Source organism: Streptomyces sp. CA189, from assembly GCF_056428985.1.
Genome location: NZ_JBWJVM010000052.1, coordinates 33217 through 45830, shown reverse-complemented (window position 1 = coordinate 45830; position 12614 = coordinate 33217). Strand labels below are relative to the sequence as shown.

Annotated in this window: 13 protein-coding genes; 6 read left to right on the top strand and 7 right to left on the bottom strand. The window is 71.5% G+C overall.

Annotated elements, in window-relative coordinates:
- Positions 1-111: 111 nt before the first annotated feature.
- Positions 112-399: a chorismate mutase gene (locus AC061S_RS30175; protein ID WP_478689057.1), complete on the bottom strand. Its 288-nt coding sequence runs from the start codon at positions 397-399 to the stop codon at positions 112-114.
- A 295-nt stretch (positions 400-694) separates the two neighbouring features.
- On the opposite strand from AC061S_RS30175, the gene guaA reads away from it, so the two are divergent.
- From guaA to AC061S_RS30155, 4 genes are all read left to right on the top strand, one after another.
- Positions 695-2281: a glutamine-hydrolyzing GMP synthase gene (gene guaA, locus AC061S_RS30170; protein ID WP_478689056.1), complete on the top strand. Its 1587-nt coding sequence runs from the start codon at positions 695-697 to the stop codon at positions 2279-2281.
- A gap of 144 nt (positions 2282-2425) precedes the next feature.
- A complete protein-coding gene (locus AC061S_RS30165) occupies positions 2426-3244 on the top strand; it encodes a class II aldolase/adducin family protein (RefSeq protein ID WP_478689055.1) in 819 nt (272 codons plus the stop codon).
- Positions 3245-3346: 102 nt separating this feature from the next.
- Entirely contained in the window at positions 3347-4603 is a 1257-nt protein-coding gene (locus AC061S_RS30160; protein WP_478689054.1) for a hypothetical protein, read from the top strand.
- Positions 4604-4621: 18 nt separating this feature from the next.
- The gene (locus tag AC061S_RS30155) at positions 4622-5143 is read left to right on the top strand and encodes a DoxX family protein (protein WP_478689053.1); all 522 of its coding nucleotides are present in this window, start codon (positions 4622-4624) and stop codon (positions 5141-5143) included.
- Here the strand turns inward: AC061S_RS30155 and AC061S_RS30150 are convergent.
- From AC061S_RS30150 to AC061S_RS30135, 4 genes are all read right to left on the bottom strand, one after another.
- Complete coding sequence (locus AC061S_RS30150) at positions 5089-5313, bottom strand: hypothetical protein (RefSeq protein ID WP_266905352.1); 225 nt, start codon at positions 5311-5313, stop codon at positions 5089-5091. The genes AC061S_RS30155 and AC061S_RS30150 overlap by 55 nt on opposite strands.
- Positions 5300-6700 (bottom strand): PspC domain-containing protein, encoded by a 1401-nt coding sequence (locus AC061S_RS30145; RefSeq protein ID WP_478689052.1) that lies wholly within the window; start codon positions 6698-6700, stop codon positions 5300-5302. The genes AC061S_RS30150 and AC061S_RS30145 overlap by 14 nt, the downstream gene beginning before the upstream one ends.
- A gap of 132 nt (positions 6701-6832) precedes the next feature.
- Positions 6833-8278 carry an IS607 family element RNA-guided endonuclease TnpB gene (gene tnpB, locus AC061S_RS30140; protein WP_478689051.1) on the bottom strand — a complete coding sequence of 482 codons (1446 nt, stop codon included), beginning with the start codon at positions 8276-8278 and terminating at the stop codon, positions 6833-6835.
- Positions 8275-8850: an IS607 family transposase gene (locus AC061S_RS30135; protein ID WP_478689050.1), complete on the bottom strand. Its 576-nt coding sequence runs from the start codon at positions 8848-8850 to the stop codon at positions 8275-8277. The genes tnpB and AC061S_RS30135 overlap by 4 nt, the downstream gene beginning before the upstream one ends.
- Before the next feature lie 128 nt (positions 8851-8978).
- Here AC061S_RS30135 and AC061S_RS30130 point away from each other — a divergent pair, with 128 nt between their 5' ends.
- Entirely contained in the window at positions 8979-10274 is a 1296-nt protein-coding gene (locus tag AC061S_RS30130; RefSeq protein ID WP_478689049.1) for a PspC domain-containing protein, read from the top strand.
- Entirely contained in the window at positions 10271-10966 is a 696-nt protein-coding gene (locus tag AC061S_RS30125; protein WP_243333471.1) for a LuxR C-terminal-related transcriptional regulator, read from the top strand. The genes AC061S_RS30130 and AC061S_RS30125 overlap by 4 nt, the downstream gene beginning before the upstream one ends.
- Positions 10967-11022: 56 nt before the next feature.
- Here the strand turns inward: AC061S_RS30125 and AC061S_RS30120 are convergent, their stop codons facing one another.
- Positions 11023-12102 (bottom strand): C40 family peptidase, encoded by a 1080-nt coding sequence (locus AC061S_RS30120; RefSeq protein WP_478689048.1) that lies wholly within the window; start codon positions 12100-12102, stop codon positions 11023-11025.
- Between the two features lie 140 nt (positions 12103-12242).
- On the bottom strand, positions 12243-12596 hold the full coding sequence (locus AC061S_RS30115; protein WP_478689047.1) for a hypothetical protein: 354 nt from the start codon (positions 12594-12596) through the stop codon (positions 12243-12245).
- Positions 12597-12614 lie beyond the last annotated feature (18 nt).

Below are 12614 nucleotides of genomic sequence, written 5' to 3'. Positions count from 1 at the left end.
TGCTGCGGTCCCGCACCTGGCTGGCACGGTCATCCGCATCAACGAAGGGCCGTGGGGGCGGTCACGGTCCGGACGGGTGACGAACAGGCGTCACGGGCGTCGCCGCCGGTCTCACACCCGGCCCCGGCACAGCTCCAGCAAGGTCATCGCGAGCGTGGTGCCGGGCTTGCCGAGGGCGTCGCTCCAGTGGGTCAGGACCTCCATCTCCCGCGAAAGGTGTACCCGGCGCCCGCCCGAGCGGATCCGGGCCTCCTGGATCACGGTCGAGACGGCCATCCGCTCCTGGATCAGGCCGATGATCCGGTCGTCGAGGGCGTCGATCCGCTCGCGGGATCCGGCGATCAGCTGCTCGGGGGTGGTCGTGATCGCGGTCGTGGTCGTGCTCATGGTCGTGCTCATGGTCGTTCTCCTGTCGGTGGGGTCCGACCGGAGCGGGAACGCCAGAGCGCCCCGGTCCTGTCGGACCGGGGCGCTCTGGGAAGTCAGTGGCTCAAGCGAGCATCACGATGACCCATGGCGACCGGACCGGCCGGTGCCATAGGTAAAGAGGAAGCTCAGCTGCTTGCGCATGGAGGGATTATGACCCTCTGTACCGCTCCGCGCCAAGCCGGTTCGGACACTGAGACGAAGAGGGGTATCCGTCCCCCGTTAGAATCGACAAAACAACCCCCTCTTCCGCCGGAAGGCCTGCCCCGTGCCAGAAGCCACCTTCGCCACCCACGACAGCGCCCCGGACACGGTTCTCGTCGTCGACTTCGGCGCCCAGTACGCGCAGCTGATCGCCCGCCGCGTCCGCGAGGCACGGGTCTACTCCGAGGTCGTGCCCAGCACGATGCCCGTGGCCGAGATGCTCGCCAAGAACCCGAAGGCGATCATCCTGTCCGGCGGCCCGTCCTCCGTGTACGAGGAGGGCGCCCCCCAGCTCGACGGCGCGATCTTCGAGGCCGGCGTCCCCGTCTTCGGCATGTGCTACGGCTTCCAGCTCATGGCGGTCACCCTCGGCGGCACCGTCGACAACACCGGCTCGCGCGAGTACGGCCGTACCCCGCTGGCCGTCTCCAAGGCCGGATCCACCCTCTTCGAGGGCACCCCCGAGAGCCAGTCGGTGTGGATGTCCCACGGCGATGCCTGCTCCGCCGCTCCCGAGGGCTTCACCGTCACCGCGTCGACCGACGTCGTCCCGGTCGCGGCCTTCGAGAACGACGAGAAGAAGCTCTACGGCGTGCAGTACCACCCCGAGGTGATGCACTCCACGCACGGCCAGCAGATCCTGGAGCACTTCCTCTACCGCGGCGCCGGCCTGAAGCCCACCTGGACCCCCGGCAACATCGTCGAGGAGCAGGTCGCCCTCATCCGCGAGCAGGTCGGCGACAAGCGCGCCATCTGCGGCCTGTCCGGCGGCGTGGACTCCGCGGTCGCCGCGGCCCTCGTGCAGAAGGCCATCGGCTCCCAGCTCACCTGCGTGTACGTGGACCACGGTCTGATGCGCAAGGGCGAGACCGAGCAGGTCGAGAAGGACTTCGTCGCCGCCACCGGCGTGCAGCTGAAGGTCGTCGACGCGCAGGAGCGCTTCCTGAACGCGCTGGCCGGGGTCTCCGACCCGGAGACCAAGCGCAAGATCATCGGCCGCGAGTTCATCCGCGTCTTCGAGCAGGCCCAGCTGGAGATCCTCCAGGAGGACGGCCCGGCGGTGGCCTTCCTGGTCCAGGGCACCCTGTACCCGGACGTCGTCGAGTCCGGCGGCGGCACCGGCACCGCCAACATCAAGTCCCACCACAACGTGGGCGGGCTCCCCGAGGACATCGAGTTCGAGCTCGTCGAGCCGCTGCGCCAGCTGTTCAAGGACGAGGTCCGGATGGTCGGCCAGGAGCTCGGCCTGCCCGCCGAGATCGTCCAGCGCCAGCCGTTCCCCGGCCCCGGCCTCGGCATCCGCATCGTCGGCGAGGTCACCAAGGAGCGCCTGGACCTGCTCCGCGAGGCCGACGCCATCGCCCGCCACGAGCTCACGGCGGCCGGCCTGGACCGCGAGATCTGGCAGTGCCCGGTCGTCCTGCTGGCCGATGTCCGCAGCGTCGGCGTCCAGGGTGACGGCCGCACGTACGGCCACCCGATCGTGCTGCGCCCCGTCTCCTCCGAGGACGCGATGACCGCGGACTGGACGCGCATGCCGTACGAGGTGCTCGCGCGGATCTCCACCCGCATCACCAACGAGGTGCCGGACGTCAACCGCGTGGTCCTGGACTGCACGAGCAAGCCCCCGGGCACCATCGAGTGGGAGTAGTCCCCGCCCGCCCACCGGGTCGCAGTCGTACGTGACGAGGCCGCCGCTCCCACCCGGGAGCGGCGGCCTCGCCGCGTGTATGGCCTCTTCGGCCGGTCGCCGGTACTTTGCGCCGCGACCTTGCGCGACCTTGAAGGAGGGGCCATGACTGAGCGACCCGCACGCGCGCTCGCACCCGCACCCGTGCCCGTCGAGCGGCTGGGCTTCGAGATGCCGCCGGTGTTCGCCACCGCCGGGGAGGAGCGGGCGCACCGCAAGGAACGGCTCGCCGGGGTGCTGCGGCTGCTGGGGCGGCTCGGGTACGAGGACGGGGTGGGCGGGCACGTCACCGCCCGGGACCCGGAGTTCGAGGACTGCTACTGGGTGAACCCCTTCGGCCGGGCCTTCGCCGCGATCGGCCCCGACGACCTGCTGCTGGTCGACGGGGAGGGGCGGGTCCGCCAGGGGGAGCGCAGGGTCAACCAGCTGGCCTTCGCCGTGCACGCGGCCGTCCACCGGGCCCGGCCCGCCGTGGTGGCCGTCGTCCGCACGCAGGCCCCGTACGGCAGGGCGCTCGCCGCGCTCGGCGAACTGCTCGCCCCCGTCACCCAGGAGGCCTGCGCCTTCTACGAGGACCACGCGCTGCTCGACGAGTTTTTGGGCGGCGGGGCCTTGGGCGGCGGGGCCGCGGGCGACGGGGACGCCGAGCGGATCGCGAGTGCGCTGGGCCCCTACAAGGCGCTGGTCCTGCGGAACCTGGGGCTGCTGACGGTCGGTGATTCGGTGGAGGCCGCCGCCTGGTGGTTCATCGCGGCGGAACGGGCCGCGCAGGTGCAGCTGATCGCGCGGGCGGCCGGGAAGGCGGTGCTCATCAGCCACCACGGCGCGCTCGCGACCCGGGAGCGGTTCGGGTCCGATCTGGCGGCCTGGGTGAACTGCCAGCCGCTGCTGGAGGCCGCGGATGCGGGTGCGTCAACATCATGAACGGTTAATCACCTGCTCTGACATCGTGCGCAATCCGGAACACTGCCCCAGTGGTGCACAATTCGCTGGCATCGCACCGGAGTTCAGAGAGGCGGCACGTTCGTGGCTGTCCAAGAGATGTCCAGAAGCACCCATACCGCGGCCTGCGCCTGCGAGGACTGCACACGAGAGGGGCACCGCCGCGCGGTCGCAGCGTTCCTGGAGAAGCGCGACGAGTTCGCCTCGGGGCAGGGGGTCCCGGCCGCCGTGGCCCACTCCCTCGGAGCCTCCCGACAGTGGGTTTCCGACGAGCTGACCCTGTCGGCCCGGACGGTCGCCGACCGGGGCCGGGAGGCGGGGAACTCCTGGCTCTACCTGTTCTCCCGGCGGGCGGTCCTCGCCGTGTGGATCGCCGCGGGGGTGCTGCTCCTGGTCCAGGTCGGCACCGCGCTGGGCACCGGCTGGTCCACGGCGCGCACCGCCGGGCTGCTGGCCGCGCTCGTGCTGGCCGCCCTGCTGACGGTGGCGGCCCGCGCGCAGACGCTCCGGGGCGGACTGCTGGCCCCGCTGGTCGGCGAGGACAACCGGCTGTCCACCTCGAAGGCGGTGCCGAGCGCCTGGCTGGTGCTCACCGCCTTCGCGACACTGCTGCCCGCGCTGCGGCTCGCGGCCTCCTCGCCGGGACCTGAGCGCCAGGCGCTGTACGAGGGGTTCGCGCTCGACCGGGCGCTGCCGCTGCTGGCGGTGCTCGGACTGACCTCGGGGGTCGCGGTGCTGGTGCGCCGGGTGGTCTCCGTACGGATCATGGGGCAGCGGCTGCAGAAGCTGCCGGCGGACCGCCCGACCGGGGCGGACCTGCTGACGGACGACGCGGGCCGGGGCTCCTTCCCGGACGCCCAGTACGTGCTGGTCTCCACGGTGGTGCTGGCCTTCGCGGCGGTCTCGCTGGCCCGGTTCCCGGACCGGCTGCCGGCGCTGCCGTGGGCGCTGGCGCTGCTGGTGGCGCTGTCGGCGGCCGTGTACCTGGCGGCGAAGTACGCGGAGGGCAGCCGCCCGCTGGTCCTGTCGGTGGTGCGCAGACGCGAGCCCGGGGATCTGGACGCGGCCATCCGCCCCGGGGACGACATCGAGATCCGCGGAGTGGGCTTCGTCCCGCCGGGGGCGCAGACGCCGGAGATGCTGGCCCGGCTGGTGGTCCGGGTGGGTGCGGTCCATGTGCACGTACCGCTGGTCCCGGTGGCGGGCGGCTTCACCAACCCCTCGGACGCCGTACTGACCGTGCCCGTCCCGGCGGAAGTGGAGCCGGGGCGGATCGAGATCCAGGTCGTCACCGCCGCGGGGGTGGAATCCAACCGGTGCACCATCGACGTGGCGGAGTGAAGCGGGTACACATAGCGCGTGACCCGAACTGACGTCCCCTCCGGCGCCCCTGACGCTCCTACCGGACCGAGCGGCCTGCGCGAGCTCGCCGCCCGCCACGCGCTCCTGCCCCTGCGCATCTTCCTCGGCGTGACCTTCGTCTACGCCGGCCTGGACAAGCTGACCGACTCCGCGTTCCTGTCCGCCACGGGCAGCGGCTCCATCGGCGAGCTGATGCGCGGGGTGCGCGACACCTCGGCGGTCCCGGCCCTGGTGGACCTGGCCCTGAAGGCGCCCGTCGGCTTCGCCGTCGCCCTGGCCATCGGCGAAATCCTGGTCGGCCTGGGGGTCCTGGCCGGCCTGCTGACCCGGATCGCCTCCGTCGGCGGCGCCCTGATCTCGCTCAGCCTGTGGCTCACCGTGTCCTGGGCGGTGACCCCGTACTACTACGGCAACGACCTGATCTACCTGATGGCCTGGACCCCGCTGGTCCTCGCCGGGGCCCCCTACCTCTCGCTGGACTCGCTGATCCGCTCGCGCCGGTCGCGGCGCACGGCGTAGGTCACCAGGCCGGCGACGGCGGCGAAGGCGAGACCGCCCGCGGTCATCATGAGGACGAAGAACCAGGGGGGATCGGCCTCGCCCGCCGCGCCGAGGAGATAGAGCACCCCGGCCGCCATCAGGACCAGTCCCGCGATCAGCCGTCCCGGCTGGAACTCATGACGCCGCACGGGCCACCTCCACCTGTCCCACACCCGCGCTGAGGTGCAATTCGATCGTGCCGCCGGCCGTCGTGCCCGAGGTGGGGGGCAGGGTTGCCGTCCGGGTCTCGGTGCGGTTGCGTATCCGTACGTCCTCGCCGGTGTCGCCGGGCATCTGGATGTCGCCCAGCCTGATCGTCGCCACCGTCTTCGCGGTGACCTCCCTCGGCAGGATCACCCGCAGCCGGCCCGCGTCGATGGAGGCGCGGACGGGCACGGTGGTGCCCTTGGGCACGTCCACGTGGCTGAGGTCCAAGGTGGCGAGCCCGGTACCCGCCTCGTACACCGGCGCCACCTCGGCCACCGCGGTCGGATGCCAGTCCACGACGCGCCAGTCCGTACTGATGTCCTTGGGCAGCGCGACCGACCCGGCCAGCAGGACGGCCGTGATCATCGAGAGCAGCACGGTGCCGAAGCCGGTGCGGCCCTTGAGCGAACTCACCGCGAGCCCGAGGCCGAAGACGGCGAGGGCGGCGGCGAAGCCGACCTGCAGGGCGTGGCTCAGGGTGCTGCCCTCCCAGACCGCGGCGGTGGCGATGCTCCCGGCCAGCGCGGCCAGTACGAACACCCGGCCGCCGATGCCGCCGCGGGGCTCCCAGGGGACGCGCTCCCCGGACGGCGGAGCCGTGGCCGGGCCGCTGCCGGGGATGACCTCGACCGAGTCCTCGGGGCCCCACAGGTACCCGGTGGAGCCGACCGGCCCCGTGGTGCCGTCCTTGACCAGCGGATCCCGCCACCAGGACGGGCCGCCGGGCGCGGGCGGCGCCTGGGTCTCGGGCGGCGCCGGGCTGTGCGCGGTGCGGTGCCCGGTGCGGGTGGCCGCCGGGTACACGAACTCGGCGCCCGGCGCGGGCTTCTCGTCCTCTCCCGGCTGGAGCCGTCCGCCGGGACCGCTCCGCCGCCGCTGCGACCAGTACGCGGCGGCGCCCAGTGCCAGGACGGCCAGGACGGAGAAGACCGCCAGCCCGCCGTTGTCCAGCATCGACAGGAACAGGGCGCAGCCCACCAGCGCAGCGAAGACCGCCGCCAGCGTCGAGCCCTCGACCCGGCCGGTCAGCAGCTTCTTCGCCTCGCTGTCCTCGTCGCCCTCCTGGGGCAGCAGCAGCCACGCGAAGCCGTAGAAGATCAGACCGACGCCGCCGGTGACGGCGAGGACGCCGAGCACGATCCGGAAGATCACCGGGTCGAGGTCGAAGTACCGGCCCAGGCCGCCGCACACGCCCGCGAGCACCTTGTCCCGCTTGCCGCGGCGCAGGGGAGGGCGCTCGGCGAGCGGCGAAGCGGAGCCGGCGCTCGGGCCGGCCGCACTCCTGCCGGCTCCTGCGTCCGGCGGCGGGGAATCGTGTACTTCGGTCATGCGTACATGGTGACGGTCCGCCGCCGCCGCGGGCATCCGGATCTACCCTGGCGCAACCCTGATATCCGTTGCTCTGATCCTTAAGGGATCTCGGCAATCCCGGTCTTTCGGCCAGGAAGGTTCGTAACGGTGTCACCACAGCGTGAGGGCTTCGGTGTCCTGATGACGATCTCTCGTTTCCGTCCGCTGGTGCGGGGTTGCGCCACCTGCCCGCCCACCCACGGCCTTGTGGCTGCGGGTGGTGGCGCGGGTCTTCTGGTCGGCTCCACGAGGTTTCGGCGCTTGCGCGCCCAGGTCTCCGGCCACTCCGGTACCTGTCATGCAGTTGGCCGCGAGGGCGGCGAGGTTACGTGCGGCGTTCTCGTCCCGGTCCATGACCAGGGGGCATTCGTCGCAGGCGAAGACTCGGGCGTGCAATGGCAGTTTGGCTTTCACCGCGCCGCAGTCCGAGCAGGTTTTCGAAGACGGGTACCAGCGGTTTGCGACCACCGTGCGGCATCCGTTGCGCTGGCCCTTATAGGTGAGCTGACGCCGGATCTCCCCGAACCCGGCGTCAGCGATCTTGCGGGCCAGGCGCCGGTTCTGCAGCATTCCGGCGACGTTCAAATCTTCGACCACGACGGTGCCGTACTCGGCGCGGATCGTGGTGGTCAGCTTGTGCAGGGCATCAGCGCGGAGGTTCGCCACGCGGTGATGCACCCGGTTGCGTTGCTCGTTGGCCTTCAACCAGCGGCGGGACGGTTTCTGTCCGGTGCGCCGGTCCGGACCCTGCCGGCGGGAGACACGGCGGGACAGCCGCTTGAGCGTTCCCATCGCCTCGTCGTAGTGCTTCGGGTTGGGGACGTACCGGATCTCGCCCAGCGAGTCCGCGAGAACCGCAAGGACTTTCACGCCCAGGTCCACACCCACCGCGACATCCGGGCGCGCGACGCGGGCGATCTCGCGTTTGATCTCGACCTGGAAGGAGACGAACCAGCGGCCCCGTTCGAAGCGGACGGTCGCGGACAGGATGCGGGCCGTTCCGTTCGCGATACGGCGCTCAAGCTTCCGCGTGGACTCATGGGTGCGGACCGTGCCCAGCCGGGGCAGCGTCACATGCCGGCGGTCGGTTTCGACGCGGATGGTGCCGGTGGTGAACCTGCACGCCAGACGCGCACGGTGCTTGGACTTCCTCTGGGGCATCCCCACCCGTTTGCCCTTGCGCTTGCCGCGCTTGGACTTGGAGTAGTTGTCGAACGCCGCCGCTGCATTGGCCAGACCGGTGTTGTACGCCTCCTTGGAGTTCTCCTCCCACCACGAGGCGAAACGCGGGTCCGTCTTCTTCACCTCGTTGAATGCCTTGCGAAGCGAGGGCAGCGACCACGGCCGCCAATCCGTCAGCTCCTCCTCGGGAATGCCGTACGTCGCCTCGGCCTTGCGCTGCCACCACGACGCCGACACCCACGTCACCGCCCAGTTGCAGGCGGCCCGAGCCGCGCCGCAATGCGAACGCAGCTGGTGCTCACCTTCGGCGTTCGGGTCCAAGGCGAACCGGTACGCCTGCACGACGAAATCCGGCCGCGGCTGGAACTTCTTCACTCGGCGGACTCGCCGGTGGCGACGGCGACCGCGCGTGCGGCCCGGTTCTTCCCCGTGCGCTGCCCGTACAGGCGTGCGCACATTGACGTCAGGGCCTCGGTGATGTCCCGTACCAGGTCGCTGGTGGTCTCCTCTGGTTCGAGGACCACCAGACGCCGCCCGGACGCCGACAGGACGGCTTCGAGATGTTCGACGCCGAACCGGGCCAGCCGGTCGCGGTGCTCGACCACGATCGTTGTGGCCTTCGGGTCGGACAACACCCGGTGCAGCTTCCGGCGATGACCGTTCAGCCCGGACCCGACTTCGGTCACCACCTCGGCAACCGGCAGACCGATCTTCGTCGCGGCCTGCACGACACGGGAAACCTGCCGGTCGAGATCCGCTTTCTGGTCCGCAGAGGAAACCCGGCAGTACGCCACCACCCGGCCGGATGTTTCCGGGATGGGCTCAGTGACGAGCCACGTACCAGACGGCGTCTGGAAGACCGGGACCGGCATACGGCCCTCTTTCGCCCACGTCCACGCGGTCTGATAGTGCACGCCATTGCGCGCCGCCCACTCGGAAAGCTTCACACGGCCACGATACATCCAGAGAGAGGCTGAGATTCACTGATGAATAGCGCAGTAGTTGTTACCCCTGAGAGAGGACTGGGGGGTTACCCTGATGCCCCGGGCACCGCGAGCGTGTGACCATCGGTGACATGCCCGTAGCAGCCGCCACCCGCCCGCCGTACGCACCGGACTCCGACGAGACGCCGCAGCGCAAGCTCTACCGCAGCGCCGACGGCCGGATGCTCGGCGGCGTCGCGCGCGGCCTCGCCGGGCACCTGGGCCTGCCCGTCGTCTGGGTCCGGCTCACCTTCCTCGGCCTGCTCATGTGGGGCGACGGCCTCGGCGTGCTGCTCTATGCCGCGTTCTGGGTCTTCGTACCGCTCGGCGTCGGCGGTCGCAGCGGCCACCGCTCCTACTTCGACACCCTCCCCGACGGCACCCGGCGGCTGCGCAAGCCCGAGCGGGGCCAGATCATCGCGCTGATCGCCCTGTGCGTCGGCGCGGGCATCTTCGTCTCCCAGGTCCAGGTCGGCGGCAGCTCCGGACGGTACGTATGGCCGACCCTGCTCGTCGGAGCCGGCGTGGTCCTCGTCTGGCGCCAGGCCGACAACGCCCGCCGCGCCCACTGGAACGCCGCCGCCGGCCGGCACGCCCGGCTGCTGCAGGCCGCCCGCGCACTCGCGGGCGTCGCCCTGGTCGGGGTGGGCCTCACCGTCTTCATCGTGGTCCGCGGCTCCGCCGCCCAGCTGGGCAACGTACTGACCGCCACCCTTGCGGTCCTCGTCGGCGTCGCACTCCTCGCCGGTCCCTGGCTGATCCGGATGACCCAGGACCTCTCCGAGGAGCGCCTGATGCGCATCCGCGCCCAGGAGCGCGCCGAGGTGGCCGCCCACGTCCACGACTCCGTGCTGCACACCCTCACCCTGATCCAGCGCAACGCCGAGGACGTCGGGGAGGTGCGCCGGCTCGCCCGGGCCCAGGAGCGGGAGCTGCGCAACTGGCTGTACAAGCCGGAGGGCACCGGCAAGGACGAGGGCGAGGAGCCGACGACGCTCGCCGAGGCCGTGAAGAAGACCGCCGCCGAGGTGGAGGACCACCACGGGGTCCAGATCGAGGTGGTCGTCGTCGGCGACTGCCCCCTCGACGAGAAGCTGGCCGCACAGATGCAGGCCGCACGCGAGGCGATGGTCAACGCCGCCAAGTACGGTGGCGACGGCGGCCCCGTCCAGGTGTACGCCGAGGTGGAGGGCCAGACGGTGTTCGTGTCCGTACGGGACCGCGGACCCGGCTTCGACATCGACGCGGTACCGGACGACCGGATGGGCGTACGAGAATCGATCATCGGCCGGATGCAGCGCAACGGCGGGACCGCGCGACTGCGGTCCGCGCCCGACGGCGGCACGGAAGTCGAGCTGGAGATGGAGAGGGCGGCGAAGGCAGCATGACCGAGGACAGCGCGAGCACCGGCGGCGTGACCAGGAGGGTCCGGGTGGTGCTCGTCGACGACCACCGGATGTTCCGCACCGGGGTGCAGGCCGAGATCGGCGAGACCGAGCGGACCGGGGTCGAGGTCGTCGGCGAGGCCGCCGACGTGGACCAGGCCGTCACCGTCATCACCGCCACCCGCCCCGAGGTGGTGCTCCTCGACGTGCACCTGCCCGGTGGTGGCGGCGTAGAGGTGCTGCGCCGCTGCGCCCCGCTGATGGGCGCCGTCGAGGACCCGGTACGGTTCCTGGCCCTGTCGGTGTCGGACGCCGCCGAGGACGTCATCGGGGTCATCCGGGGCGGCGCCCGCGGCTACGTCACCAAGACGATCACCGGGACCGACCTGGTGGACTCGGTCTTCCGCGTCCAGGACGGGGACGCGGTGTTCTCGCCGCGGCTGGCGGGCTTCGTGCTCGACGCCTTCGCCTCGACGGACGCCCCGCCGGTCGACGAGGACCTGGACCGCCTCACCCAGCGCGAGCGCGAGGTGCTGCGGCTGATCGCGCGCGGGTACGCGTACAAGGAGATCGCCAAGCAGCTCTTCATCTCGGTCAAGACGGTGGAATCCCACGTCTCGGCGGTGCTGCGCAAGCTCCAGCTCTCCAACCGCCACGAGCTGACCCGCTGGGCGACGGCCCGCCGGCTGATCTGACCCGGGCCGGGGCCCCGCCCGGGGTCCGCCCCGGGTCCGCCCGGGCCCCGTCCGGCTCAGGCGGGCCGCGAGGCTCCGGCCCAGGGCATCGAGTCGATCGGTGCGACGCGGACCGTGGAGCCGGGGCGCGGGGCGTGGATCATCTGGCCGTTGCCGATGTACATGCCGACGTGCGTGATCCCGGAGTAGAAGAACACCAGGTCGCCGGGGGCCAGCCGGTCGCGGGAGATCCGCTGTCCCGCGTTGATCTGCGTGTAGGTGGTGCGCGGCAGCGACACCCCGGCCGCCCGCCAGGCCGCCTGGGTCAGACCGGAGCAGTCGAACGAACCCGGGCCCGTCGCGCCCCACACGTACGGCTTGCCGATCGCCCCGTGCGCGAACGCCACCGCGCGGGCCGCGCGGGAGCCTCCCCCAGCTACCGCTGGGAGGTGCCCCCAGGAGGGCGGCGGAGCCTGGGGGGCGGGGCCGCTCGGGGCGGGGCCGGCCGAGCGGGCCTCGTAGGCCGACCGCTCCTCGGCCGTCAGCTTGGCCAGCAGCCGCTGCGCGGCGGTCAGCTTCTCCTCGATCCGGGCCTTGTGGCCCGCGAGTTCGCCCTGCCGGGCCCGCAGGTCGGAGAGGCGCCCGGCGGCCTGTTCCTTGAGCTGCCCGACCTCGTCGAGCCCCCGCCGCACGGCCGAGATCTCGGCCGCGTTGAGGTTCCCGGCGCGGGTGATGAGGGCGGCCCGGTTCAGGTACTCCTGCGGATCGTCGGACATCGCCAGCTGTACGGCGGCGCCCAGGGTGCCGCTGCGGTACTGGGTGGCGGCCAGCGAACCGAGCGCGCTGCGGGCCGTGTTGAGCCGGTCGGTCTTGCGGGCCGTCTCGTCCCGCAGCCCGTCGAGCGCGCGCTGCGCCTCGTCGGCCTTCTCCTTCGCCCCGTTGTACTGGTCCGTCGCGGCCTCGGCCTCCTCGTAGAGCCGGTCCATCTCCGCTTTGACCTGTGAAGGCGTCGGCTGCGGATCGGCGTGGGAGGTGCCTTCGAACGCGGTGGCGGTGGCAGCGCCCGCGAGGGCGAGGGTGGCGGCGGTGGTGCGTGCGGTGCTCCGTGCCGTGCCGCCGGTGAGCGGGCGCTGCCTGGGCTTTCGATGACTGGCCACGAGGGCCTCACGTCCTTCCTCCATCGGTGCTTGGAGGAGGACGCTAGACCCGAAGGTAACGGGCAGATGACGAGATGATCGAAAGTGGCCGTACGTGACCGGAGTCGGCCGGTCGGACGGCACTCTCTGGCCGTGGGGTGTCAGCGCCAGAGAACGGCGATGAAGATATTGACCACCGTCAGTCCGCCGACCGCGCCGAACAGCGCCTTCTCCACCCGCTCCTCGTCGCGCTTGACGTAGACGATCGCCAGGATCACGAACAGGATCGCGAGCTTCACGCCGATCTTGATGTTGTTGACGGCGGCGCCGTCCATCTCGCGGAACCCGACCAGCAGAACGCCGGTGACCAGCATGGTCAGCGCGCCGTGCAGCATCGCGGGCACGAAGCGGGCGGTCCCGGCGCTCATCGCCTTCATCTGGGTCAGGAAGCCGCCGAGGAGCGAGGCGATCCCGATGATGTGCAGGCCGAGGACGATGTTGATGAGAACGTTCATGGCGACGAGCGTAGGCGG